A 21,960-nucleotide genomic window follows, 5' to 3' on the forward strand; every position below is an offset into this window, starting at 1 on the left:
TCAGTCCTCGCATACGTGGGCTTGATGGTATCTCCCAAAAAAGCAGATTTTCCAGAGCGCGGCCATTCGTCCGGGTCCTGGGGCCGTTCAGCCGGGTGGGTTGCCGTTCCACCCATTCTTGCGGTGACGGCCCTGGCCTGGGGTAGTCTTCGGGGCAAACAACCCCCGAAAAAAGACCCCGCAAACCTCCATGAAAAATATAGCCCTGGTAACCGGTGCCGGGTCCGAGCTTGGACGCGAAGTCGTTGGTGAACTGTTGAACCAGGGCTGGGGCGTCGTCGCTGCCTGCAAAGATGGCGACGGCGTCCCGATGGGGCGTGAGGGGATGCTGGCTGTGACGCTGGACATTTCCCGCCATGCCACGGTGGTGGAGGCGGTGGCGAAGGGCTTGTCAGCATTCGGTCGGATCGACTGTCTCATCAACATCCCGGAGATCGATGAGGATCTGCTGGAGCGCGGCGATTTTACGCGGGGCATTCAGGCCGTGTTTCAGACGGGTATTGCCTCTGGGCTCAACGCCACCCTGGCGCTGGTACCGTTGTTCCGTCATCAGGGGTTTGGCGCTGTGGTTCAGGTGATCATTCAGCAACACGGCCCTCCTGGGCCTTTGAGTTCCGCCTGGGAAGTCGTCCGTTGTGTGGGGGAACGCATGGCGGATCTCGTCAAGTCTGCACCTCGCGGGCTGAACGTCGCGGTGGGGTTGGCAGAACTGGACTGGAATGAATCCTGGGGCCGGCGTGTTGCGCAGCCTTTCAATTTCTCCCAACAACCAACACCCCATCCCCGGCGGGAGGCGGTCGGCAATATTGTCACGGAAGCCTGCCGCGCCCTCACGGAGGCTCGTGCCGCCTTTCGCCGGGGATCTGCCTTGACTCCTGCCCAGTATCGATGGCTGGAGAGCTGGAAGAATGCGGCGCAGAGCGCGGTGTAGTCGCGCTGATCGGTCAATGCGCCTGAAAGGCGGTTTTGCTTCGGGAGGCCTGCAGGGGCGTCTGCATGATCCACATGGTTTCAAATAACCCCCAAAAAAACATGCATCATCTGAAAGCCATCAGACTCTGTCTGCTGCTCGCTGGCGTCGCGCTTGTGCTGCCATCCTGCGTGATTCCCTCTGACCCTCATCACGATCACGATCATGATCGGGATCGTAGTCCGTGGCGCTATTGATTGCGTGACCAGGATTCGTCCAGCACAAAGCCGCTTGAGCATCAGTCGGCAGTGCTGGATGTTTCCCCAACCCCCAATTGACTTGCCTCATGAACTCAGTCTCCCCGCGCACGGCGGTGATTGCAGGTGCCTCTTCTGGCATTGGCCTCGCATTGGCACGCTTGTTGGCATCTCGCGGCTACCGACTGGTTCTGCTGGCCCGTCGGCGCGAATTGCTGGAGCAGATTGCAGAGGAGTTGCCAGTTGAGGTGGTCCTCAAAGTGATGGATGTGGGCGATGCAAACGCGCCGGAAGCTTTCTCCGAACTGCTCGATCAGCAGCAAGCCGTGGACCAGATCTACTTGAGCGCGGGCACCGGGCATCTCAATCCCGGTCTGGACTGGGCGCTGGAGGATGAGACATTCCGGGTGAATGCGCTGGGCTTTGCGGGCATGGCGGCAGCGGCCTATCGCTACTTCGAGCGGCAGGGGCATGGACACCTCGTTGGGATCACTTCCATCGCTGCCCTGTTGGGGTCACCTGAAGCACCGGCGTACAACGCTTCCAAGGCCTGTGCCTCGCGCTACCTGGATGGACTGCGCATGCGGGCCAAAGCTGCGAAACTGCCGGTGTATGTCACAGACATTCTCCCCGGTTTCGTGGATACAGCGATGATGAAGGCGGAGAAGCCCTTCTGGGTGGCCAGTCCGGAAAAGGCCGCCGTGCAGATTGTCTCGGCGGTGGATAGGAAGAAGGGGAGGGAGTACGTATCACGCCGGTGGGGCGTGATTGCCCTGATTCTACGACTGCTGATGAAGTAGCTTGGAGACAATGTAGGCAGTGACCATGCCGCCAGCTCCACAACGGAGGCCGGGAAGCAGGGAGATAACTCCCAGCCGCTGAATGCTATTCATTCAGAGTGGAAAGGCTGGCTTCGTTTTCAGCGATTGCTTTAGTCAATGACTTCCTGAGGGATTCTCCATCTTGATTCACGATATCGGACACGACCCAATCTTGATCCGACCGATCCAAAACCAGGATGATGGTCCATCGATAAGCAGGCTTTGAGACAAGGTACTCCAAGTGAACAGGGACCTTGACGGTTCCACTTTTCAGGATTGGGAAGCCCACCGCGAAGGTGTCGAAGCTTTCTGCAATCGAGGCAAAGAGGTCGCCTTCCTTGCTCCAGGCGCTCTTCAGCACCCTAGGATGGGGATCGTTCTTGTATTTGCGTTTGATGCCCGCCTGTTCACGAGCCTTCTGTGATTCTGCCTTCTTGAAAATCTGGATGAGTTCCTCACCCAGAAGAGGAGAGAGCAGGTTGATTTCCCTGGCATCGGGGACGCCGCGAATTTCCCATTTGTAGAGAGAATGGAAAAAGCGCTTGGTGAATTGCGATGGGGATTCCGCTCTCGTTGAGGTCAGGCAGAAGAGAAAAGCCGTCAGGATAGAGATCTTCCTCATGGCCTAACGGGCGGAGACCTTCACGAAAAGTTCCTGAGGAGCAGACTCGAAGTATTTGAACAAGGCGGGGCAGAGCCAACCGTCCATATTCCGCTCCGGCCAGGAGTACCAGTTGCCGCCATACTCAGGTCGGTTCCAGGTGAAACGGGCATGGAAACCAGGGAACGGATCGGGTGAGAAGATCAACTGGAAGCCTTCGGCGGCATTCGGGAGGTTCTCTGTGAGCGCATCAATGATGGTATCCGCGCCGCTGACAAACGGTTCTTGAGTCAGGCCGACGCGCGGGTCATCAAAGACCCAGATGCCCTCGTACTTGTACGGGGCGATGATGAAGAGGGAGTTCATGGGGATTTTTGCTACTATACATGCACCCAATGCAGAGCGGCCACTGGATTCTTGTGCAACCGCTGACGAGAGCAGGCCGACACTGATCAGCGTGCGGCGTAAGTATCACTCCTCGGCAGTGTGGGGAACGAGCGGAGTTCTGGGATAGACGGAGAGCAGTCGGTGACAAAGGTGTGCCGCCGCATCTTTGATCAAGAATGAGATCATGGTGTCACCACAGCCTGGCGTGGTCTGATCCCAATCAAGAAACGAGTAGCACCTGCCCGATGGAATCTCCTTCGTTCAATACTTCGTCCGCCTCCATTCGCAGCAGTGCATTCGCACGGCTGAGGCCGAAGAGGGCGTGAGACTGCTGGATGCCCAGGGGAGTGAATACACCATTTTCATAGAACCCGCGCACATAGTGGGGGCGGTCACCGCCGTTGGAAAGGGGGGTGGAGAGGGTGGCGCTGACGATGGGGAGACTGAGGTGCTTGCCCGCGGCCCCCATGGCCTTGAGCAGGGCCGGTCGCACAAAGAGCAGAAAGGTCACGAATGACGACACCGGGTTGCCCGGAAGTCCGAAGATGTGGCAGAGGCCGCCGTCAGGGCGTTTCGCCTGGACATAGAGGAGAGGTTTCCCCGGTTTCACCTTTACTCGCCAGAACTCCGCAGGGTGACCCAGTGCCTGGAGGGCGGGCTTGATGCAATCGTGATCGCCAACGGAGACCCCACCGGAAAGGATCAGGAAATCATGGTTGGCGATCAATTTGTCCAGTGCGGTGGTGGTGGCGGCCAGGTTATCGGGCAAGTGCTGGCTGTGAACCTCCGTTGAGCTGACTTGCCGCACCAGACTCTCCAACATGAGTCCGTTGGAATTATAGAGCTGCCCGGGTTGGAGTGGGAGCCCTGGGGGTACGAGCTCGTCTCCGGTCGTCACCACTGCCACCTTGGCGGGTGGATGGACCCAAATCTCGCGCAAGCCTTGAGAAGCCAGAACCCCCAGCACCATGGGGGTCAGGGCTGTGCCCGCCTCAAGGAGTTTCTGCCCCATGCAGAGGTCGCTGCCTGCACCGCGGATGTTTTCATCCAATTCAACGGGCTCCCGGCAGACGATGCGGGGGCCTGAGGGAGAAGTCTTGAGGTCCACGTCCTCCTGCATGATGACGGCATCCGCCCCTGCGGGCACAGGTGCGCCAGTAAAAATGCGGATGGCTGCTCCGAAGGGAAGGGTGAGATTGAGCGAAGGCCCGGCAGGTTGCTCGCCGACGACAGTCAGTGGAGTGTCTGACCGAGTGTCGGCCGCATGCACCGCGTATCCATCCATTGAGGAGTTGTCGAAGCCAGGCAGCGGTACACTGGCATGCACCGCCCTTCCTGCAAAACAGCCGAGCAGGGATGAAGTGAGGGGTTGAGCGATGGGCGGGAGAGGCGTGACGCCTGCCAGCACCCTCTCCAAGGCGGCCTGTTCAGTGAGCATGGGAGCGGTGGCTCAGTTGATGGGTGGGGGAAGCGCATCCGTGGGTCCCTCGGCGGCACCGCCTTTGACATCGGCTGGCACCTTGATGGAAGGGGCCTTCTGGACAGGCTGAACTGGCTGGACCGGGATTTGGGGGGCGGCAGGCGCAGGGGTGGGAATCCCTGGCTGACCTGACGGATCGCGGGTGAAAGCGGGTGGCTGCATTGAGCCATGGGGGGCTTGCCCTGGCATGACTCCAGGGATCATGGCCTCCGGGCCTGCCGGAGTGCCGGATGCGGTGCTGGGCGCTCCGACGGCGGGCGGTTGGCCAGCCGCGGGCAGGATCACGACATCTCCACGCTTTGGGAAGCCGTCCACAATATCCGCAGAGATGAAGTTCTGCTTGGACTCGGGAGTAACGATGAGTGAAGCCTTGTTGCCCGTCTGTGGCTGGGTGATCAGCTTGGTGCCGGGAGGGAGCGTCATTCGCGATTCCGTCCGGACCAGGACAAACTGCTGTTCCGGGTTGACGACTTCCACCAGGCCGATGGCCGCGTCCTGTTTGGGGGGCTCTTCCTTGGCCTTTTCCGCAGGTTTTTCCTCCTTGGGTTTGTGCATCAACTTGCTCATCGTGCTACAGCTGGTGCATGCCAGAGTGGCCAGGCCAAGGGTGAGCAGGATGGATTTCTGAAGAAGCATGGCGGGATGCTAGACGGTCATCTTCGTTTGGAAATTAAAAATGCCGAAATGCGGGGTGGAAAGGACGGGGCTCCCCGCTACGATTGGCGGGTGAGTTATCAGGTTTTCGCCCGCAAATACCGGCCGCGCACGTTTGAAGACGTGCTGGGGCAGGACCACGTCGTGCGCACGTTGCGCAATGCCATCGCTCAGAACCGTTTGGCGCATGCCTACCTCTTCGTGGGGCCCCGTGGGACGGGCAAGACCAGCACCGCCCGTATCTTTGCCAAGGCTCTGAACTGTCCGAACGGACCTCGGGTGGATTTCGACCCCGATGACGAGGTCTGCGTGGAGATTGAAAAGGGGATCAGCCTCGACGTGCGCGAGATTGACGGTGCCAGCAACAACGGTGTGGAGCAGGTGCGTGAGCTGCGTGAGGAGGTGAAATTTGCCCCCACCCGCTGCCGGTACAAGATCTACTACATCGATGAGGTGCACATGCTGAGCACGGCGGCCTTCAACGCGCTGTTGAAGACTTTGGAAGAGCCGCCAGAGCACGTGAAGTTCATCTTCGCCACCACTGAGGCGCATAAGGTCCTGCCGACGATCATCAGCCGCTGTCAGCGGTTTGATCTGCGCCGCATTCCTGCCGGTCTCATTGCCAAGCATCTCCTGCACATCGCCACCCTGGAAAAGGTGGCCTTGAGCGAAAAGGCTGCCTATGCGATTGCCAAGGGGGCAGAAGGCGGGATGCGTGACGCGCAGTCCATGCTGGACCAGTTGGTGGCCTTCTGCGGGGAGCGGATTGAAGAACAGGATGTGCTCGACATTTTTGGGTTCACCCGGGGTGAAACGGTGGCCAATCTGGCAGCACGCGTTCTGGACCGCGATACGGTTGGGGCACTGAAGGAGCTCCACTCCCAGGCCGACACCGGCAAAGACCTTGGGCGCCTGTTGACCGACCTCATCCAGCATTTTCGCACTCTTCTGGTTCATCAGGTGGATCCGGCAGCGGCGGAGGAGGATCTCTCGCCAGAGGTGGCGGACATGGTCAGGCAACAGTCCGCCATGGTGCAGGCTGAATCCCTGCTCCGGGTGATGGACGGCCTTGCTGAGGTGGATGCCCGCATGCGCTGGGCCAGCAACAAGCTGCTGCATCTTGAAATTGGCGTCATCCAGGCTGTGCAGACCCTTGGAGAAGTGACCTTGAGCGAGGTGATTGAGGCCTTGGGTGGCGCACCCAGTCCGGATTTGATTGCCAGGCGAGCTGCTCCTCCCGTGCCATCCCGTGCCGTGGTGGAGGCTCCAGCCGCGGAGCGCCCTCGGCCAGCGCCTGTGGCGGTGGCGGCTCCGACGCCTGCACCAGTTTCTTTATCCACGCCGAAGCCTGCTGCCGCACCGGTAGTTGAGCCAGCGCCGCTCCCGGCACTCTTCCGTGAGGAGCCACCACCTCAGGCTCCCGTGCCGCCGTTGTTCCGCGATGAGCCCCCTCAGACGGACCGCCCCGCACCCGTTGCTGTTGCCCCGACTCCGCCGCCAGTGGCAGTTCCAGCTGAGGTTCCTCCCGCGGTGGAACCTGCCGCGCCCACTCCCGCCCCGGCACCCGTGGCCGAGGCACCGACATCTCCTCCCGCTGCTGCGGGGGGGACTCCAGAAGAACAGTGGCGTCAAATCAAGGATCGATTCCGGATCAAGAGCCCGCTCAAGGCGGACTATCTGGATGTGGCGGCGTTTCAGTCTTGTGAAGGCAAGACGCTGCGCATAGGCATGCCCACTTCTGAGGCCGGACATCGGGATGCTCTGCTCTACGCTCCCGTCCGCAAGGCACTGGAGGAGATCATGTCAGACGTGATCGGGCGCCCCATGATGCTGGAGATCAACCTCGATCCCAGCATGGAGCCCCCGCCCATGGCGGAGCCGATGTTCACCTTCTCCGATCCGGAGCCCGCCCCTGCAAAAGCACCGGCCGCTCCGAAACCAGAACCCAAGGCGGAAGCCAAATCCGAGGCAGCCAAACCGGCCATTAATGAAGATTTCTACAATGACCCCCTGATTCAGGAGGCCCTGGTCAAGTTCAAGGCCACCCTGGTGAAGCCCTGAGGTTTACAAGGGCTCCCGTTGATTTCCTTACCAACCAACCACGCACCCACCTTTCTCGCATGAACATTCAGAAGATGATGAAGCAAATGCAGCAGATGCAGTCCAAAATGGCTCAGACCCAGGACGATCTTGCTGGTAAGACCATGGAAGTGAGCTCCGGCGGCGGCCGCGTGACGGTCACCGTCACAGGGGCCCAGGAAATCACTGCCATCAAGATCAACAAAGAGATCGTGGATCCCGAAGACGTGGACATGCTGGAAACCCTGGTGCTGACCGCTGTGCAGCAAGCCCTCGCCAAGAGCAAGGAAATGGCCGCTGGCGAAATGGGCAAGCTGACCCAGGGGATGGGACTGCCTCCCGGCATGGGATTCTAAACGCGATGCTGTAAAATTCGCACTCTCCCAGGTGTTGCTTCGCTGAAGGCACCTGGGGAGTGAGGTGAACTCCCAGTGGATTGAACCCCGCGAGGGCGGCGAAAAGGTGACGCACTCGCTTGTGGGTCAGCGGGACACGCCCGCAGACAGTGCGGGGCAGGAGATGGAGGGCGATGAGGCGGATGACGAAGACCGGCTTGATGATGAGGAGCTGGAGGCACCAGAAGCGCAGGGGCGAGACGAGGTGGGACGTTTGGTGCGTGAGCGGGGCTGGGAACCCCTGCCTCCTGTACCTGAAAACAAGCTACCCGTGACTTGGCCGCAGAGTAAAGGAGGCGGGGTCTCTGGCCCCGCGGTCTGTGGGGTGTGCGGAGCGGGGAGGGCATCAAGGGATGTTTGTGGCGTGAGCGGGGCTGGGCCCCCCCGCCTCCTGTACCTGAAAACAAGCTACTCGTGACTTGGCCGCAGAGTAAAGGAGGCGGGGTCTCTGGCCCCGCGGTCTGTGGGGTGTGCGGAGCGGGGAGGGCATCAAGGGATGTTTGTGGCGTGAGCGGGGCTGGGAACCCCCGCCTCCTGTACCTGAAAATAAGCTACCCGTGACTTGGCCGCAGAGTAAAGGAGGCTGGGTCTCCGGCCCCGCGGTCTGTGGGGTGTGCGGAGCGGGGAGGGCATCAAGGGACGTTTGTGGCGTGAGCGGGGCTGGGAACCCCCGCCTCCTGTACCTGAAAACAAGCTACTCGTGACTTGGCCGCGGAGTAAAGGAGGCGGGGTCTCTGGCCCCGCGGTCTGTGGGGTGTGCGGAGCGGGGAGGGCATCAAGGGACGATTGTGGCGTGAGCGGGGCTGGGAACCCCCGCCTCCTGTACCTGAAAACAAGCTACTCGTGACTTGGCCGCGGAGTAAAGGAGGCTGGGTCTCCGGCCCCGCGGTCTGTGGGGTGGGCGGAGCGGGTAGGGCATCAAGGGACGTTTGGTGCGTGAGCGGGGCTGGGAACCCCCGCCTCCTGTACCTGAAAATAAGCTACCCGTGACTTGGCCGCAGAGTAAAGGAGGCGGAGTCTCCGGCCCCGCGGTCTGTGGGGTGGGCGGAGCGGGTAGGGCATCAAGGGACGTTTGTGGCGTGAGCCGGTTGGCACAACCGGACTACGCCTGTGGCGGCCTCGTACGAGCTGAGCTCAAGTCTTGTGTCTCCCGCGGAGCGGGTCGGCTGAAAGCCACTGACCGCGGTGAAACAAAACAGGCGTTCTACCAGCAGGGCCAGCAGAACGCCTGAAATGATCAACGAGTTGACGGCTAGAACTAGGCGAGGCGGGCGTCGATGTCCTTCTCGATGGCGCTCCAGAGCGTCTTCAGGCTGCTGCTGACCTTCTCCTTGGCGGCGGAGAGTTCTTCGGCAGTGAACTTGCCACCGGAGGGCTGCTGGCGGCCATAGAGGTAGTATTTGATCTTGGGTTCCGTGCCGCTCGGGCGCACCGCAAAGGCGCGGCCATCGGCGGTGAAGACCCAGAGCATCTTCTCCTTGGGGATGGTGTCGCCTTCTTCATCGAGGTGGCCGCCCTTGCTGTAGTCCACAGTGCGGATCACCGGGCTGCCGTCAAACTCGGTCGGAGGCTGGTTAGCATAGGAGTCGGCCAGCTTCTGAATCTTGGCGGCTCCTTCCGCGCCCTCAAAAGTCTTGCTGTGGTTGCTCTCGAGGAAATAGCCGAACTCGGCGTAGATGTCGTCGAGCAGCTCGACCAGGGTCTTGCCTTGTGATGCAGCGTACGCGGCCACTTCGGCAAACATGACCACGGCACCATTGCCGTCCTTGTCGCGGGTGGAGTCGGTGCCGAGGTAGCCGTAGCTTTCCTCACCACCGAAGACGAAGAACTTGCTGTGCTCCAGACGGGCGGCGCGGGTTTCCGCATCCGTCATGTCGCGATATTTGGCGCGGATGTCGGCGGGAAGGGCCTGCTCGTATTTCTCCAGCTTGGCGCTGATGTATTTGAAGCCAGTCAGGGTGTTTACCACGCCGATGCCGAAGCCTTCCGCCACTGCGGACTGGAGATCGGTGGTGACGAAGGTTTTGATCAGTACGGCGTTCTTCTTGTTGGCGTCGTTGATGATGCCAAGATCGAAGAAGGTCTTGATGCGATACCAGCCGATGAGAGAGCCGATCTGGTTGCCGGTGAGGAGCTGCATCTTGCCATCGAGACCACGCACACCCACGCCCATGCGGTCGCAGTCTGGGTCCGTGCCGATGACAATGTCCGCGCCTTCCTTGTCAGCGAGGGCCACTGCCATGGCCAGTGTTGGGGCGTTCTCCGGGTTCGGGGAGGCAACGGTGGGGAAGCGTCCGTCGAAGATGTCCTGCTCCGGCACGGTCAGGGTGTTGAAGCCCAGCTTGCGGAGGATGCGGGGAACGAGCACGCCACCAGCGCCATGCAGGGCGGTGTACACGATCTTCAGATTCCGGGCCTTTTCCAAGAGTTCGGGTTGGAGCATGAGAGCTTCCACCCTCTTGAGGTAGATCTGATCCATCTCCTCGCCCAGGATGGTGAGGGTGCCGCGCTGGTCTTCCGGAAGGGGAGTGTAGGCCTCGCTCTTGATGGCGTTCACTTCCGTGATGATGCCGGTAGCGTGCGGTTCCACGATGCCGGCACCGTCCGCATAGTTGACCTTGTAGCCGTTGTCGTGGGCGGGGTTGTGGGAGGCAGTGAGCATGACGCCTGCGTCTGCGCGAAGCTGACGGACGGAGAAGGACATCTCCGGTGTGGCGCGGGGACCGTCGAAGAGGTACACATCACAGCCGAGGTCGGTGGCGATCTTGGCGCAGTCCTTGGCAAACTCCGGGGAGAAGTGGCGCGTGTCGTGGGAGAAAACAATCTTGGGCTTGCCCGCGAGGCCGGCGTTGGCGCGGTACTTGATCGCGTAGGCCACGAGTCCCTGAGTGGCGCGGGAGACGTTGTACTCGTTCATCGAGTTGGTGCCCACGCAGGCATACTCGGGTCGGGCGTCGGCAGCGGCGTTGCCACGCTCTGCGGTGGTGACGATCTTGCCGATCGTACGGCCGCGGAGGCCCCCGGTGCCAAATTTAAGGGCGGCGTAGAAGCGGTCATTCAGCTCCGTCCACTGGCCGGCGTTGGCCAGTTCTTCGACGCTGGCGCGGTACACAGGATTGACGCTGCCCGCGAAGAGGGACTGGATGTTTTTGAGGCTGGATTCGAGAAGTTTGCCGTCATCGGCGGCTTGCTGGAGGAGGGATTCAAGCGACATGGAGGGAGTATGGCGATGGGATTGGCAGGGGTAAAGCCGATCTTAGGGCTGGCCCTGAGGTTTGCAAATTTTGCGGGTGGAAGTCGTTGAAGGGGGCGGGGGTGGGACGTATCCTATCCGACATGGACGCCGCTACGATCATTGAGGAGGTTAGGCATCTTTCGCCTGAAGAGCGATCTTTGGTTATTGACGCCCTCCTTAGCTGCGGAGATGAAAGAATTTTGTCCCCGCTGGAAGTAGAACAGGTGGTCACGGTAGAGATGCGATATCAGGACTTCCTTCGTGGCGAAGCCATCATGGAAGATGGGTTTGAATCGTTGCAATCAGTGCGCGAGAAATTGCATGCAGTTGCGCGTTGATTCCCGGGCCAGTCGAGATGTTTTTGAGGCTGCTTCTTTCTATGAGAGGGAGGTATCCGGGCTGGGGGACGACTTCCTGAATGAGATTCAGGCCGCATACCAGCAAATAGTGACCCACCCAACCGCATGGAGGGAAATGGCGAAAGGAGTTCGTCGTTTCTTGGTGAACCGCTTTCCTTACGGTGTCTATTACAAGCTCGGGGAAGACACCATTCTCGTCTTTGCCGTACTGCACTTGTATCGACACCCTGACGCATGGAAGAAGGAAAACTAAACGTCGCGTGGAATCGCCGACAATCGATCATCACCCCAGACACCACCTGCTACCGCCTGCTTGACGCGGAAGGGGACGGGTTCCCAGATCTGTGGGTGGAGTGGTTTGATGGACGTCTGCTGCTCCAGACCCAGCGGCATCAGCCAACAGACGTGCGTCCGTTGGTCAAAGCCTTTCCGGGGGTTAGATCTATCTACTGGAAGCGGCTGGATCAGCGGGACAAGGAGTCGCCAACCTGGCTGTGGGGGGAGACGGTGGAGGAGCCGTTCACGGTGCTAGAGAACGGCGTGACGTACGAGATCAGCTTCACCAGCGGCTACTCCCAGGGGATCTTCCTGGATCAGCGGGACAATCGCCTGGCGATCAAGGAGCGGTTGGCCCAGACCGAGCCAGGCAGTCAGCGTGTGCTGAATCTCTTTGCCTACACCTGCGCTTTCTCTGTGGCGGCGGCCGCTGGCGGCGGGATCGCCACCAGCGTGGATCTGAGCCCCACCTACCTCGACTGGGGGAAGCGGAACTTGCAGCTCAACGGGATGGATCCTGCGGGGCACTATTTCGTCAAAGGGGACGCTTTTGACTGGCTGCAGGCCTTTGCCAAGAAGGGCCGGAAGTGGCAGGGCGTCATCCTGGACCCGCCCACTTTCTCTCGGGGGCAGGTCAAAAAGGTCTTCCGGGTGGAGGAGGACTACGCGGAACTGGTGAAGCTGGCCACCCAGGTACTGGAGCCTGGGGGGTGGATGCTCTGCTGTGCCAACACGCGCAAGGTGTCCTCATTTGAGATGGAGGAGCAGGTGCGCAGCGGGGTGGCTCAGGCCCGACGCCGGTTGAACAAATTCCAGAGTGCCTCCATGCCGGCCGATTTTACGGGCGACGCGTATTTGAAATCATTCTGGCTGGATGTAGCCTGAGCGCCCTGGTCAAAACCCCAGACAAGACATCTTTCCATGAGAATCCTCCGCTACACTGATGCCGCCTACGCTGACGCTCTCTGCCGCCTGAACCGCCGCGCCGAGGCCTCTGACCGCGTGCGGGACGTGGTGGCCGCCGTGATCGCAGACATCCGGCAGAATGGGGACAAGGCCCTTTTGGAGCTGACTCAGAAGTTTGACGGGGCGACCCTGACGGCGGAGCAACTCGTGGTCTCCACGGAAGAAGTGGCTGCCGCCGTCGCCAGTCTGACGCCGGAAGTGCGTGCAGCGCTGGATGCCTCCCTCCGGAACGTCACCACGTTTGCCCACCAGAGTCTGCGCAAGGACTGGTCGATGATCAACGAGCAGGGCGCAGAGGTGGGAGAAGTGTACCACCCCTTTGAGCGGGTGGGGGTCTATGTGCCCGGGGGCACGGCTCCTCTGGTGAGCACCGCCATCATGACGGTAGCGATTGCCGCCGCGGCTGGTGTGCCGGAGATCGTGGTTTGCTCGCCCTGTGGCAAGGATGGCAAGGTGAACGCCAACCTCCTGGCTGCGTTGAGTCTGGCAGGCGCGACCGAGATTTATCGCGTGGGGGGCTCCCAGGCCATCGCCGCCATGGCGTTTGGCACGGAGACGATCAAGCCGGTGACCAAGATCTTCGGCCCTGGCAACAGCTATGTAGTCGAGGCCAAGCGGCAGGTGTTCGGCGTTGTTTCCGTGGACCTGCTTCCCGGACCCAGTGAAGTGATGGTGCTGGCTGACAGCAGCGCGAATCCTGCCTTCATCGCGGCCGACCTGCTGGCGCAGGCGGAGCACGGCAAGGACAGCGGCGTGGCCTTTCTCACCGATGACGAGACGCTCCTAAATGCCGTGGTGAGCCAGGTGGAAACGCAGGGCCAGAAGCTGACGCGCCAGGAGATGGTGCGCTCGGTGTTGGACAAGGAGTGCTTCCTCATGCTGGTGCCGACCCTGGAGGAAGGCGCGGAGATCGTGAACAATTACGCTCCGGAACACTTGAGCCTCATCACCGCCCGAGAGCATGACATTCTGCCGCTCATACGCACCGCCGGGGCGATCTTCCTTGGAAACTACTCTCCGGTGGCGGTGGGAGACTTCCTGGCCGGGCCGAGCCACACGCTGCCTACTGGGGGTGCAGGCAAGAGCTTCCCAGGGCTCACGGTGGATATGTTCCAAAAGCGCACCAGCATCGTGCGACTGAGCAAGGAAGCCTGCGCCAAGTCTGAGCCGATTGTGCGGGTGTTCAGCGAGATCGAGGGGCTCGACGCTCACGGCCTGAGCGTGAGCGTGCGCGGTGAGTAGTTGAGCAGACTCTCCCTGCATAAGAAGAGTTTCTTCTTGCGGCGTGGGGCAGGCATGCGAGACGTGGCATGCCGTGCACACGCTGCCGATCCGTGAACACATCCCCCGCCGCCCGGAAGATCCCATCTTCTGTGAGCATCTTGCTGGCTCCAGCTATGGAACGCCATGGCATTTCCATCCCGAGCTGGAACTTGTGCTGGTCAAGAAGAGCCAGGGGTATCGCATCGTGGGGGATAACATCACCAATCTCTCAGCGGGCGATCTGGTGCTGGTCGGGTCCAATCTGCCGCATCTCTGGCACCAGGACAACACCGCAGGCGAACTGGAAGCGGTGGTGGTGCAGTTTGTGGCCGATTTCCTGGGTCGGGAATTTGCCGGGCGCAGCGACTTTGAGCCGGTCCGGCAACTGATGGACAAGGCCCGTCGTGGTCTCCACATCACCGGCGACGTGCGGGACCGCGTGGCCGATCGCATGAGCGCCATGGTCGGGCTGGGGCCACTGAGGCGTCTGGCCGAGTTGCTGAGCATTCTGGATGACCTGGCTCATTCTCCTGGTGTGGCGTTTCTCAGCTCGCCGGGATTTGCCCCGCAGTTGGGTCTGGGGGATCAGGCCCGCGTGGACCGGGTGATGCAGTTCATCCACAAGCACCTCTGCGAGCCGATCAACCGCGATCAGGTGGCGGCCATTGCCGCGCTCAGTCCCGGTGCCTTCAGCCGGTTCTTCCGCAGCCGCACCGGCAGGACCTTTCCCGCCTATCTCAATGAGCTTCGCCTGGGAAGGGCTGCGAGACTCCTCTCCACCACCGATCTGCGTGTTGTGGACGTGGCGGCGGATTGTGGCTTCAGGAATCTGGCGCATTTCAACCGCCTGTTCTTGAAGTGGAAGGGCGTCACCCCCAGTGAGTTCAGGAAGCGCCTTGGCGGAACCTGACCCGTGGGTTCGAGGGAGCTCAGGGGCTAAACTTTTATGTCATTTATCGATGGAAATGACATGCGGAGCAACGCGGCGGGTGCTCACGACATAAGTTGTACGTACCTCGGCCAACCATGACCTTTTGCGGTTTTGTGGGACGTGAATTCTCCGGTTCCAACGGTGAATATTTCTGTTCCCAACCCGCAGTGTTCAATCCATAATCCGCGCCAGTTTCATCTTCAACATCCGCCCATGAGCAGTCCATCTCGATCTCCCTTCGCCAAGTTGTTCACCATGATGATCCTGGAGTTCTTCATCTGGGGGGCGTGGCTGCCACTGATCTGGGGCTATATGGGGGGTGCGGTGGACAAGGGAGGACTTGGCTTTACAGACTTCCAGCAGGTGTGGATTGGCAGTGCGTTCGCCATCTCCTCAATCCTCGCCATTTTCTTCAGTAATCAGTTTGCTGATCGCAAGTTTGCCGCAGAGCGCTTCATGGCCTTCAGCCATTTGGTCGGCGGCATCGCGATACTTTCTCTGTATTGGGTAAAGAGTTTTGAGCTGTTCTTCGTGCTCATGCTCATCCACTCCATTCTCTACGTGCCCACGATCTCTGTGGCCAACTCGCTGGCTTTTGCCAACATGTCGAACGCGACCCGGGAATTCGGTCTGGTTCGCATGGGCGGCACCATTGGCTGGATTCTCGCTGCCTGGCCGCTCTACTTCGTGCTGCAGGGCAAGGAAGGTGTGGAAGCGATGAACGCGACTCGGAACATCTTCCTCATCTCCGGCGGTGCCTCACTCGTGCTGGCGGCTTTTAGCCTTACTCTGCCGCACACACCCCCGAAACCTGCCACTGGCGAAGCAAGTCTGGCCTGGCTCAAGGCGGGCAAGAACCTGATGATCCCGTGCATCCTGGTGCTGTTCGTGGTCACCTTCATCGACTCCACCATCCACAACGGTTACTTCCTAGTGACGGGTGGTTTCCTCGAAAACAAAGTTGGCTTCAAGAAGGAGTGGATCATGCCCATTATGAGCCTTGGCCAGGTGGCGGAGATTCTGACCATGGCGGTGCTTGGTCTCGCGCTCAAGAAACTCGGCTGGAGGAAAACGCTGCTCATCGGCATTGCTGGTCACGTTGTCCGTTTCGCCGCCTACGCTTATTTCCCCCAGAGCCAGGCTCTCATCATTGTGGTTCAGCTGCTGCACGGGATCTGCTATGCCTTCTTCTTTGCCACGGTGTACATCTTCGTGGATGCCATCTTCCCGAAGGACGTTCGCTCCAGTGCCCAGGGTTGGTTTAACCTCCTTATTCTCGGCCTTGGTGACCTGGCGGCCAAGTGGACCTTTATTCCGCTCGCCAAGTCGCTCACCAACGCTGAAGGCGTCGTGGACTACAAGAACCTGTTCCTGGTTCCGACCGGTCTGGGCGTCCTGGCCATGCTGTTGCTGCTTGTGGCATTCCACCCGCCGAAGGACGTTCAGCCAGATGGCAATGTGAGCCATTAAGGTCCGCGAAGGGCGAAAGGAAAGTCATCTCCGGGGCCGTCCTGTATTCATCTGCAGGACGGCCTGCTTTTTTCCAAGAACCGTTACAGCACTCCTTCCTCCTCATGAAAACCTGGCGCATTGCCGGCATCAATTTCGATCACTTCCACATGGGCGACCTGCTGCGGATGGTGCATGAGCATCCCTCGGCGGAGATTGTGGCCATCAGTGACGAGCAGCCTGAACGGCTCGTGGTGGCAACGCGCAATTTCGGGCTGGGTGAGGGACAGGTGTTCACTGACTATCGGGCGTGCCTGGAGCAGACCCGGCCGGACTTGGTGATTCTCTGCCCTGCGGCGTCCTGTCACGGCGAGTGGGTGGAGAAGGTGGCTCCGTATGGGGCCCACGTTATCATGGAGAAGCCTTACGCCGGAACGCTGGCGGAGGCGGATGCCATGGCGAAGGCGATGGAGGCGTCGGGCAAGGAGCTGATCGTGAACTGGCCACTGGTGTGGTATGCGGGCCAGCAGACGGCCCATCGGCTGGTCCAAGAGGGCTTGATCGGCGAGGTGAGGGAGTTTCACCACCATGGTGGCAACCGCGGGCCGCTCTACCACGGTGCGGACAAGATCGACAAAGAACCCACCTCAGAGGAGAAGGCTGCCAGTTGGTTTTACAGCAAGTCGTTGGGTGGGGGATCGCTGCTGGACTACATGGGCTACGGCACCACCTTGGGCACATGGCATCTGGGTGGTCGGAAGCCAATCGAAGTGACCTGTACCTGGGATGAAACCCCGGGACTGGAGGTGGATGAGCATGCGGTGGCAGTGATCCGGTATGCCACAGGGCTGAGCAAGACGGAGACGCGCTGGGGGACCTTCACCGATCCGTGGACTCACCAGCCTCAACCCAAGTGCGGCTTTGTGCTGAAGGGCACGGACGGGACGATCTCGTGTTATGACTACGAACCCACGCTCTTTGTGCAGACCCGGGAGCGTCCGGAAGGGTACGCGGTGCCTGTGGATGTGCTGAAGTCGCCCAATCGCAATCCGATTGAGCACGTGCTTCATCATCTGGAGACGGGGGCACCGCTGATCGGGCCGCTCACGCTGGAGATCTCCCGCATCGGTCAGCAGATTGTGGATACCGCCTATCTGAGTGCGCAACAGAAGCGGACGTTGGCTTTGGTTGGCGGCTGAGGATATCGGGAACCGGGAAGAGCCGGTCCCGGCTCTTGGGTGCGCTGAGTGGTGCGGGGGCAAGAACCGAGACGGTTCTTCTACCATGGATGATGGACGCTGCAGAGAGGGTAGAAGAGCCGTCCCGGCTCTTGGGTGCGCTGGGCGGTGCGGGGGCAAGAACCGAGACGGTTCTTTTACCATGGATGATGGACGCTGCAGAGAGGGTAGAAGAGCCGTCCCGGCTCTTGGGTGCGCTGGGTGGTGCGGGGGCAAGAACCGAGACGGTTCTTCTACCATGGTTGGTGTACTCCGCAGAGAGAGTAGAAGAGCCGTCCCGGCTCTTGGGTGCGCTGGGTGGTGCGGGGGCAAGAACCGAGACGGTTCTTCTACCATGGTTGGTGTACTCCGCAGAGAGAGTAGAAGAGCCGTCCCGGCTCTTGGGTGCGCTGGGTGGTGCGAGGGAAAGAACCGAGACGGTTCTTCTACCTTGGCTCTTCCGCCTCGCCCGGAGTCGCTTTGGCCTTCTTACGTGCGCGAGACGTTGCGGCACCGCGATCAATCTTGATGACCAGCGGACGGTGGTCACTCGCGTCATAGAAGTTCGGCGGATCATACACGAATGACTCCGGCTTCTTGATGTCGCTCTGCAACGCCCGATTCACGAAGCAATAGTCGAGGCGCGAGTAGTGGTCGGCGGCATCCCAAAAGTGGGTCCATGTTTCGCCCCGGGAGTCGCGCAGCCTGACATCCATCATGGAGACATCAGTGCCGGGGACACCTTCGATCTCGACAAGAGCGGCTTCGTGTTTGCTCTCGTTGAAGTCGCCGTAGGCGAGGAGTCGGGTGGCGGGCTCGGTCGTCAAAATAGACTCGATGTGCCGGCGCAGGAGATGGGCCTCGTTCCGGCGCATCAGCTTCTGATCCATGCCGGGGACCTCCCGCTGGGACTTGAAGTGGACTCCCAAGAAGCGCACCTCGAAGTTGGGTCTAAGAGCGACGGTAGCGTCCAGGATGCCCCGTTGCATGGGGAGAATCACGTCCCCGATGTGGTACTTCAGCTCTGATTGAGAGTTTCGAGAAGTGATGGGAAACCGGCTGAGGAGGGCCAGTCTGCGAGTGGGATCACCGCCATTTCCCATCTCCGAGTGCGGCAAATCGATGTCGCGGACCTTGAGCCGTGCCTGTAGGTCCGCCAGATCTTCGGCGTCGCCAATCTCGCAGACGCCAAGAATATCGGGCTTAATCGTGGCGAGGATCTCGATGAGCGGGGCGATTTCCTTGTCGGGCTTGAGAGCCTTCTCCTGGATTGCTCCATCCACGGAGCGGGGCATCTTCAGGTAGTTGCGCAGGTTGTAAGCGCAGAAGGTGACGATGCGGTTTCGCTCGTCGAACCCGGCAGACGTAGATTCTGCTTGGGAGTAAACCGGCAAGGTTGTGGTCGCGAACAACCACAACCAGGCGCTCGCGAGAAACCACTGACTCCCAAAAAGAAACCGCTTCATGCTGCGCGAGGCAACATGAAGCGGTGACGAATGGCAAGTAAACTTCAGCGAATGGAGACTCAGACTTCCGTCGTGGTCGGAATTCGCTTCTGTTCAGGCTCCTTGGTAGGTGCGGGAGAATTGACGACGTCGTCTTGGGCGCGGGTAAGTTCGTGTTCGAACTCCTCACGCGCCTTCTTGAATTCACCCATGCTCTTGCCGAGGCTGCGGGCAAACGTAGGAAGTTTCTTGGCACCGAAAAGCACGAGAACCAAGACGGCGATAATAACCATCTCCCAGGTGCCGAGGGGGCCAATTGCGAGGAAGGGACTGCTCATTGGATTTAACATAGGGGAGAAACGTGGTGCTGCAATGGGAACTTTCAGAGGTGAACAGCCGTTCATTGTGCGGGAATCCGCATCCAATAGGGGCCATCGTTTGATTTGACCAGGTGATAAAAACTTGGTTGAACCGTTGCAGGCGTAATCTGAGTAAGGGGCTTGCCTATTGGAACCCTACCATCAGAACTTGAGGATGATTTTCCCGTTTCGTCCGCCCTCCAAGGCGTGGGTTATCGCCTGCTGGAAGTCGGCCACCGGGTAGATCGTATCCACTGGGAGTTTGATGATGCCTTTCCGCATCAGGTCGGCCAGGGGCTGCAAAACTGTGCGGATCTCGTGGTGCGGGGCCTCGTCGAGCCAGCGGCTCAGCCAGTAGCCGCGAATTTCCAAGTCCTTGAAAATCAGGTATTTGTTGGGAATTTTAAGGCTCCGGCGACTCATGGCACCGTAGGTGACCAGGGTTCCTTTGGGGGCGAGAATCTCCATCAGTCGCAGGGCGCTGTCGCCACCCACGGCGTTTAGGGCCAGACGGAGAGGGTGCGGCCCCACTAGGGCTTGGGCTTGGGCGACCCCGGTTTCGTTGTCGAGCACCACCACATCTCCTCCCAGTTCGGTGAGTTCTGCCACCAGTTCGGGTCGGCGGACGAAATTGACGGTTTTCAGCCCCAGATGCCGGGCGATCTGAATGACGGCGGTGCCGACACCGGAGTTGGCGGCGTTCTGCACCACGAAGTCGCCCAAGTCGAGCTCGCGAAAGTTGTGGATCATCTGCCACGCAGTGGTGGGATTGACTCGGAGCATGGACGCTTGGGCCAGATCAATGTCCTCCGGAAGCTTCGCATATCGGTTCTCAGCCGCCACCACATACTGGGACCAGCAGCCCAACGGATGCAGAGCAATGACCAGATCCCCTACGGCGAGGGACTCGACCTCGTCACCGATTGCCTCGACCCGACCACAGCCCTCGTTGCCGGGCACCGCAGGGAAGGTGGGCTGGCGGCCGTAGGTGCCCTCGATGTAGTTCAAGTCGGCCGGATTGATGGGCGCATAGAGCATGCGCACTCGCACTTCATGACGCTCCGGTACGGGCGGTTCGAAGGACTCCAGGCGTAGAACTTCCGTGGGCTTGCCAGATTCGTGAAAACAGAGACGCATGACAGAAAAGATACGGGGTCGAAGGACCGACGAAAAGACTTCGCGTAAAGAATCTGCGATGGATCTGTTGGGTGCGAGAAGTGCCTTAAAGAAAGGCCTTCACGGCACCCGATATGGCTAGTTTGACATCGTTCCGAGAACGAGGCGCAAGCGATTCCGGATCGGGATCATCTTCAGCATCGTCGAACTACACGAGGCTTCTGAGCGCTATCATGGAATCGGGATCGATTGACACCCGGTGGCCCAGACGCAGAGCCAATGCGTTACCCTAAGCGAGACCAAAGGCGGAATACTTCGGTGATGAGCAAATCTGGATCAGGAGGTCCAGGGTGCTGGCGGGAAGGGCTTCGCGGTGAAACATCTAAAGTCTGTTGGCTGCAAACCAAAAACAACGCAACGCGATCGCATGCTGTTTTGGCTGAGGTTTCGCAAGCTGGTCACGACTTTGCGAAGAGCGTCGTCCCCGTAGAAGGTTCTCATGCGGTGCCAGGCGTGGAGGCCTCCATACTCCAGCACTCGCTCCACGATGCAGCGCGCGTGTTTTTCAGGATGAAGCGCAGCAGGGTCAGTGTCCCAAAAGAGGGCTTCGGATCATCCCAACGGAGCCATGCGCTGGATTACTTCCTGACTTTCAGATTTCGAACTGGGCATCATGGCGGGAGCTCGCATGATCTTGAAGGATGTGTACGGCTGTGGCCCGGCTAAAGCTCCCAATCGATTCTTCAGGGACTGTGCGCGGTGGCGGTTTCCAGGGCAAACACCTCGTTGGTCCAGCCCCAATCGGGGGACGCGGGGACTCCCAGATAGAAAAAGAGGGTGGGGGCGATGGCGGTCTGTCCTAGCGGGGTATCTACCACCCGGTTCCGGGCGATGCCGGGGCCATGGGCAATAATGGGGATGGTGCGTTCTTCCGGGCTCTGGCCGCCGTGCTTCTTGCCGATGCCGCCGTGGTCGGTGGTGACGAGGACGAGCCACTTCTGATCGTTCGCTCCTGGAGACCGTTTTAATGCCTCCAGAATTTCGCCCACATGCTCGTCCACTTTATGGATGGCGGTCATGTACACCGGGTTTTCTGTGTTGAATCCCGTGGCATGGCCCGCACCGTCTGCTTGATCAAAATGGACGACCAGGACATCTGGGGTGGTGGTTTCGAGGTAGCTCAGGGTCTTGTTCTTGATGTCGAGATCGCGATCCGGGTACTTGATGCCCACGCCGCGGTCATGGGCGTCAAAAGCCTCGGGCTGGGCCGCTACGAGGTAGCTTTCAATCCAGCCCCATGCGGAAAAAGAGGCAATGCTCGCCTGTGGGACGGCTTTCTTGAGCCGGTTGGCGAAGTGAGGAGCCCGGTCGAGTTGATAGGAGCCGCGCACGTCGGGCTGGTTCAAAAGAGGGGTGGCGTTGCCGTCCACATTGTGCCGATCCATCCAAACTCCGGTGAAAAGGCTGGTCCAACCGGGACCACTGATCGTGGGTTGCTGGGTGGGTTGGCCCAGCCCGCCGCCGGCGTACGCGTTCCATGTGATCGTTCCTCCCTCCGCGAGGGCTTTAAGATTCGGAGCAAGGCCGCGGGCCATCGCCTGCTGCAAGGCGTCTGAGCGCAGTCCATCGATACCGATTAGCAAAACATGTTTGTCTGAGAAGGCGGACCGCGGCTTGGTGCCGGAGGTCGCCATCAGGGTGGCTAACGCAGCGAAGAGGGGCAGGAGGGGGAGCCAGAGCTTCATGTGAGGAAACGGGGT

At 60.2% G+C, this 21,960-nt stretch carries 21 protein-coding genes and 1 pseudogene; 12 read left to right on the forward strand and 10 right to left on the reverse strand.

Annotation, left to right across the window (positions count from 1 at the left end):
- Positions 1–190 precede the first annotated feature (190 nt).
- Positions 191–931: an SDR family NAD(P)-dependent oxidoreductase gene (locus VSP_RS12795; RefSeq protein ID WP_009961058.1), complete on the forward strand. Its 741-nt coding sequence runs from the start codon at positions 191–193 to the stop codon at positions 929–931.
- Positions 932–1,256: 325 nt separating this feature from the next.
- A complete protein-coding gene (locus VSP_RS12805) occupies positions 1,257–1,967 on the forward strand; it encodes an SDR family NAD(P)-dependent oxidoreductase (protein ID WP_009961060.1) in 711 nt (236 codons plus the stop codon).
- 85 nt (positions 1,968–2,052) lie between these two features.
- Here VSP_RS12805 and VSP_RS12810 read toward each other — a convergent pair whose 3' ends face one another.
- The 4 genes from VSP_RS12810 to VSP_RS12825 form a co-directional block, all read right to left on the reverse strand.
- Positions 2,053–2,610 carry a hypothetical protein gene (locus VSP_RS12810; protein WP_009961061.1) on the reverse strand — a complete coding sequence of 186 codons (558 nt, stop codon included), beginning with the start codon at positions 2,608–2,610 and terminating at the stop codon, positions 2,053–2,055.
- A gap of 3 nt (positions 2,611–2,613) precedes the next feature.
- Entirely contained in the window at positions 2,614–2,955 is a 342-nt protein-coding gene (locus VSP_RS12815) for a DUF6717 family protein (RefSeq protein ID WP_009961062.1), read from the reverse strand.
- A 241-nt stretch (positions 2,956–3,196) separates the two neighbouring features.
- Positions 3,197–4,414, reverse strand: coding sequence for a molybdopterin molybdotransferase MoeA (locus VSP_RS35200; protein ID WP_009961064.1), 1,218 nt, complete (start codon positions 4,412–4,414; stop codon positions 3,197–3,199).
- 12 nt (positions 4,415–4,426) lie between these two features.
- Positions 4,427–5,092, reverse strand: a complete 666-nt coding sequence (locus VSP_RS12825; RefSeq protein ID WP_009961065.1) for a hypothetical protein — start codon at positions 5,090–5,092, stop codon at positions 4,427–4,429.
- Between the two features lie 6 nt (positions 5,093–5,098).
- On the opposite strand from VSP_RS12825, the gene dnaX reads away from it, so the two are divergent.
- From dnaX to VSP_RS12840, 3 genes are all read left to right on the forward strand, one after another.
- Positions 5,099–7,171: a DNA polymerase III subunit gamma/tau gene (gene dnaX / locus VSP_RS43025; RefSeq protein WP_198141377.1), complete on the forward strand. Its 2,073-nt coding sequence runs from the start codon at positions 5,099–5,101 to the stop codon at positions 7,169–7,171.
- 59 nt (positions 7,172–7,230) lie between these two features.
- Positions 7,231–7,545, forward strand: a complete 315-nt coding sequence (locus VSP_RS12835; protein ID WP_009961067.1) for a YbaB/EbfC family nucleoid-associated protein — start codon at positions 7,231–7,233, stop codon at positions 7,543–7,545.
- Between the two features lie 64 nt (positions 7,546–7,609).
- A complete protein-coding gene (locus VSP_RS12840; protein ID WP_009961068.1) occupies positions 7,610–8,002 on the forward strand; it encodes a hypothetical protein in 393 nt (130 codons plus the stop codon).
- An 840-nt stretch (positions 8,003–8,842) separates the two neighbouring features.
- Here the strand turns inward: VSP_RS12840 and VSP_RS12845 are convergent.
- A complete protein-coding gene (locus tag VSP_RS12845; RefSeq protein ID WP_009961069.1) occupies positions 8,843–10,798 on the reverse strand; it encodes a phospho-sugar mutase in 1,956 nt (651 codons plus the stop codon).
- 122 nt (positions 10,799–10,920) lie between these two features.
- Here VSP_RS12845 and VSP_RS42195 point away from each other — a divergent pair, with 122 nt between their 5' ends.
- The 7 genes from VSP_RS42195 to VSP_RS12880 all read left to right on the forward strand — a co-directional run bounded on the left by VSP_RS42195 (position 10,921) and on the right by VSP_RS12880 (position 17,262).
- Positions 10,921–11,157 carry a hypothetical protein gene (locus VSP_RS42195; protein ID WP_009961070.1) on the forward strand — a complete coding sequence of 79 codons (237 nt, stop codon included), beginning with the start codon at positions 10,921–10,923 and terminating at the stop codon, positions 11,155–11,157.
- Positions 11,141–11,431, forward strand: a complete 291-nt coding sequence (locus tag VSP_RS12855) for a type II toxin-antitoxin system RelE/ParE family toxin (protein WP_009961072.1) — start codon at positions 11,141–11,143, stop codon at positions 11,429–11,431. The genes VSP_RS42195 and VSP_RS12855 overlap by 17 nt, the downstream gene beginning before the upstream one ends.
- On the forward strand, positions 11,413–12,339 hold the full coding sequence (locus VSP_RS12860; RefSeq protein WP_009961073.1) for a class I SAM-dependent rRNA methyltransferase: 927 nt from the start codon (positions 11,413–11,415) through the stop codon (positions 12,337–12,339). Before VSP_RS12855 ends, VSP_RS12860 begins: the two co-directional genes overlap by 19 nt.
- Before the next feature lie 36 nt (positions 12,340–12,375).
- The gene (hisD, locus tag VSP_RS12865; protein ID WP_009961074.1) at positions 12,376–13,662 is read left to right on the forward strand and encodes a histidinol dehydrogenase; all 1,287 of its coding nucleotides are present in this window, start codon (positions 12,376–12,378) and stop codon (positions 13,660–13,662) included.
- Positions 13,663–13,735: 73 nt separating this feature from the next.
- Positions 13,736–14,593: an AraC family transcriptional regulator gene (locus tag VSP_RS12870; RefSeq protein WP_156345975.1), complete on the forward strand. Its 858-nt coding sequence runs from the start codon at positions 13,736–13,738 to the stop codon at positions 14,591–14,593.
- 234 nt (positions 14,594–14,827) lie between these two features.
- Positions 14,828–16,084: an MFS transporter gene (locus tag VSP_RS12875; protein ID WP_009961076.1), complete on the forward strand. Its 1,257-nt coding sequence runs from the start codon at positions 14,828–14,830 to the stop codon at positions 16,082–16,084.
- Positions 16,085–16,188: 104 nt separating this feature from the next.
- On the forward strand, positions 16,189–17,262 hold the full coding sequence (locus tag VSP_RS12880; RefSeq protein ID WP_009961078.1) for a Gfo/Idh/MocA family protein: 1,074 nt from the start codon (positions 16,189–16,191) through the stop codon (positions 17,260–17,262).
- A 464-nt stretch (positions 17,263–17,726) separates the two neighbouring features.
- Here VSP_RS12880 and VSP_RS12885 read toward each other — a convergent pair whose 3' ends face one another.
- From VSP_RS12885 to VSP_RS12905, 5 genes and pseudogenes are all read right to left on the reverse strand, one after another.
- The gene (locus tag VSP_RS12885) at positions 17,727–18,746 is read right to left on the reverse strand and encodes an endonuclease/exonuclease/phosphatase family protein (RefSeq protein WP_009961079.1); all 1,020 of its coding nucleotides are present in this window, start codon (positions 18,744–18,746) and stop codon (positions 17,727–17,729) included.
- Between the two features lie 59 nt (positions 18,747–18,805).
- The gene (locus VSP_RS12890) at positions 18,806–19,063 is read right to left on the reverse strand and encodes a Sec-independent protein translocase subunit TatA/TatB (protein ID WP_009961081.1); all 258 of its coding nucleotides are present in this window, start codon (positions 19,061–19,063) and stop codon (positions 18,806–18,808) included.
- Between the two features lie 183 nt (positions 19,064–19,246).
- On the reverse strand, positions 19,247–20,221 hold the full coding sequence (locus VSP_RS12895; RefSeq protein WP_009961082.1) for an MDR family NADPH-dependent oxidoreductase: 975 nt from the start codon (positions 20,219–20,221) through the stop codon (positions 19,247–19,249).
- Between the two features lie 315 nt (positions 20,222–20,536).
- Positions 20,537–20,797: pseudogene (locus VSP_RS43965) on the reverse strand (DUF6922 domain-containing protein); the annotation flags it as partial.
- Positions 20,798–20,943: 146 nt separating this feature from the next.
- Positions 20,944–21,945, reverse strand: a complete 1,002-nt coding sequence (locus VSP_RS12905) for an alkaline phosphatase family protein (RefSeq protein ID WP_009961083.1) — start codon at positions 21,943–21,945, stop codon at positions 20,944–20,946.
- Positions 21,946–21,960: the final 15 nt, after the last annotated feature.

It is taken from the genome of Verrucomicrobium spinosum DSM 4136 = JCM 18804, from assembly GCF_000172155.1.
In the GTDB taxonomy this organism is placed as follows: domain Bacteria; phylum Verrucomicrobiota; class Verrucomicrobiia; order Verrucomicrobiales; family Verrucomicrobiaceae; genus Verrucomicrobium; species Verrucomicrobium spinosum.

Bases quoted from the DNA above. Each gene is read 5' to 3' on its own strand.
- VSP_RS35200 (WP_009961064.1), bottom strand. From the start codon at position 4,414: ATGCTCACTGAACAGGCCGCCTTGGAGAGGGTGCTGGCAGGCGTCACG.
- VSP_RS12880 (WP_009961078.1), top strand. From the start codon at position 16,189: ATGAAAACCTGGCGCATTGCCGGCATCAATTTCGATCACTTCCACATG.
- VSP_RS12885 (WP_009961079.1), bottom strand. From the start codon at position 18,746: ATGAAGCGGTTTCTTTTTGGGAGTCAGTGGTTTCTCGCGAGCGCCTGG.
- VSP_RS12815 (WP_009961062.1), bottom strand. From the start codon at position 2,955: ATGAACTCCCTCTTCATCATCGCCCCGTACAAGTACGAGGGCATCTGG.
- VSP_RS12835 (WP_009961067.1), top strand. From the start codon at position 7,231: ATGAACATTCAGAAGATGATGAAGCAAATGCAGCAGATGCAGTCCAAA.
- VSP_RS12810 (WP_009961061.1), bottom strand. From the start codon at position 2,610: ATGAGGAAGATCTCTATCCTGACGGCTTTTCTCTTCTGCCTGACCTCA.
- VSP_RS12855 (WP_009961072.1), top strand. From the start codon at position 11,141: ATGCAGTTGCGCGTTGATTCCCGGGCCAGTCGAGATGTTTTTGAGGCT.
- VSP_RS12890 (WP_009961081.1), bottom strand. From the start codon at position 19,063: ATGAGCAGTCCCTTCCTCGCAATTGGCCCCCTCGGCACCTGGGAGATG.
- VSP_RS12905 (WP_009961083.1), bottom strand. From the start codon at position 21,945: ATGAAGCTCTGGCTCCCCCTCCTGCCCCTCTTCGCTGCGTTAGCCACC.
- VSP_RS12875 (WP_009961076.1), top strand. From the start codon at position 14,828: ATGAGCAGTCCATCTCGATCTCCCTTCGCCAAGTTGTTCACCATGATG.
- VSP_RS12895 (WP_009961082.1), bottom strand. From the start codon at position 20,221: ATGCGTCTCTGTTTTCACGAATCTGGCAAGCCCACGGAAGTTCTACGC.
- VSP_RS12825 (WP_009961065.1), bottom strand. From the start codon at position 5,092: ATGCTTCTTCAGAAATCCATCCTGCTCACCCTTGGCCTGGCCACTCTG.
- dnaX (WP_198141377.1), top strand. From the start codon at position 5,099: ATGCTAGACGGTCATCTTCGTTTGGAAATTAAAAATGCCGAAATGCGG.
- VSP_RS12795 (WP_009961058.1), top strand. From the start codon at position 191: ATGAAAAATATAGCCCTGGTAACCGGTGCCGGGTCCGAGCTTGGACGC.
- VSP_RS12805 (WP_009961060.1), top strand. From the start codon at position 1,257: ATGAACTCAGTCTCCCCGCGCACGGCGGTGATTGCAGGTGCCTCTTCT.
- VSP_RS42195 (WP_009961070.1), top strand. From the start codon at position 10,921: ATGGACGCCGCTACGATCATTGAGGAGGTTAGGCATCTTTCGCCTGAA.
- VSP_RS12860 (WP_009961073.1), top strand. From the start codon at position 11,413: ATGGAAGAAGGAAAACTAAACGTCGCGTGGAATCGCCGACAATCGATC.
- VSP_RS12845 (WP_009961069.1), bottom strand. From the start codon at position 10,798: ATGTCGCTTGAATCCCTCCTCCAGCAAGCCGCCGATGACGGCAAACTT.
- hisD (WP_009961074.1), top strand. From the start codon at position 12,376: ATGAGAATCCTCCGCTACACTGATGCCGCCTACGCTGACGCTCTCTGC.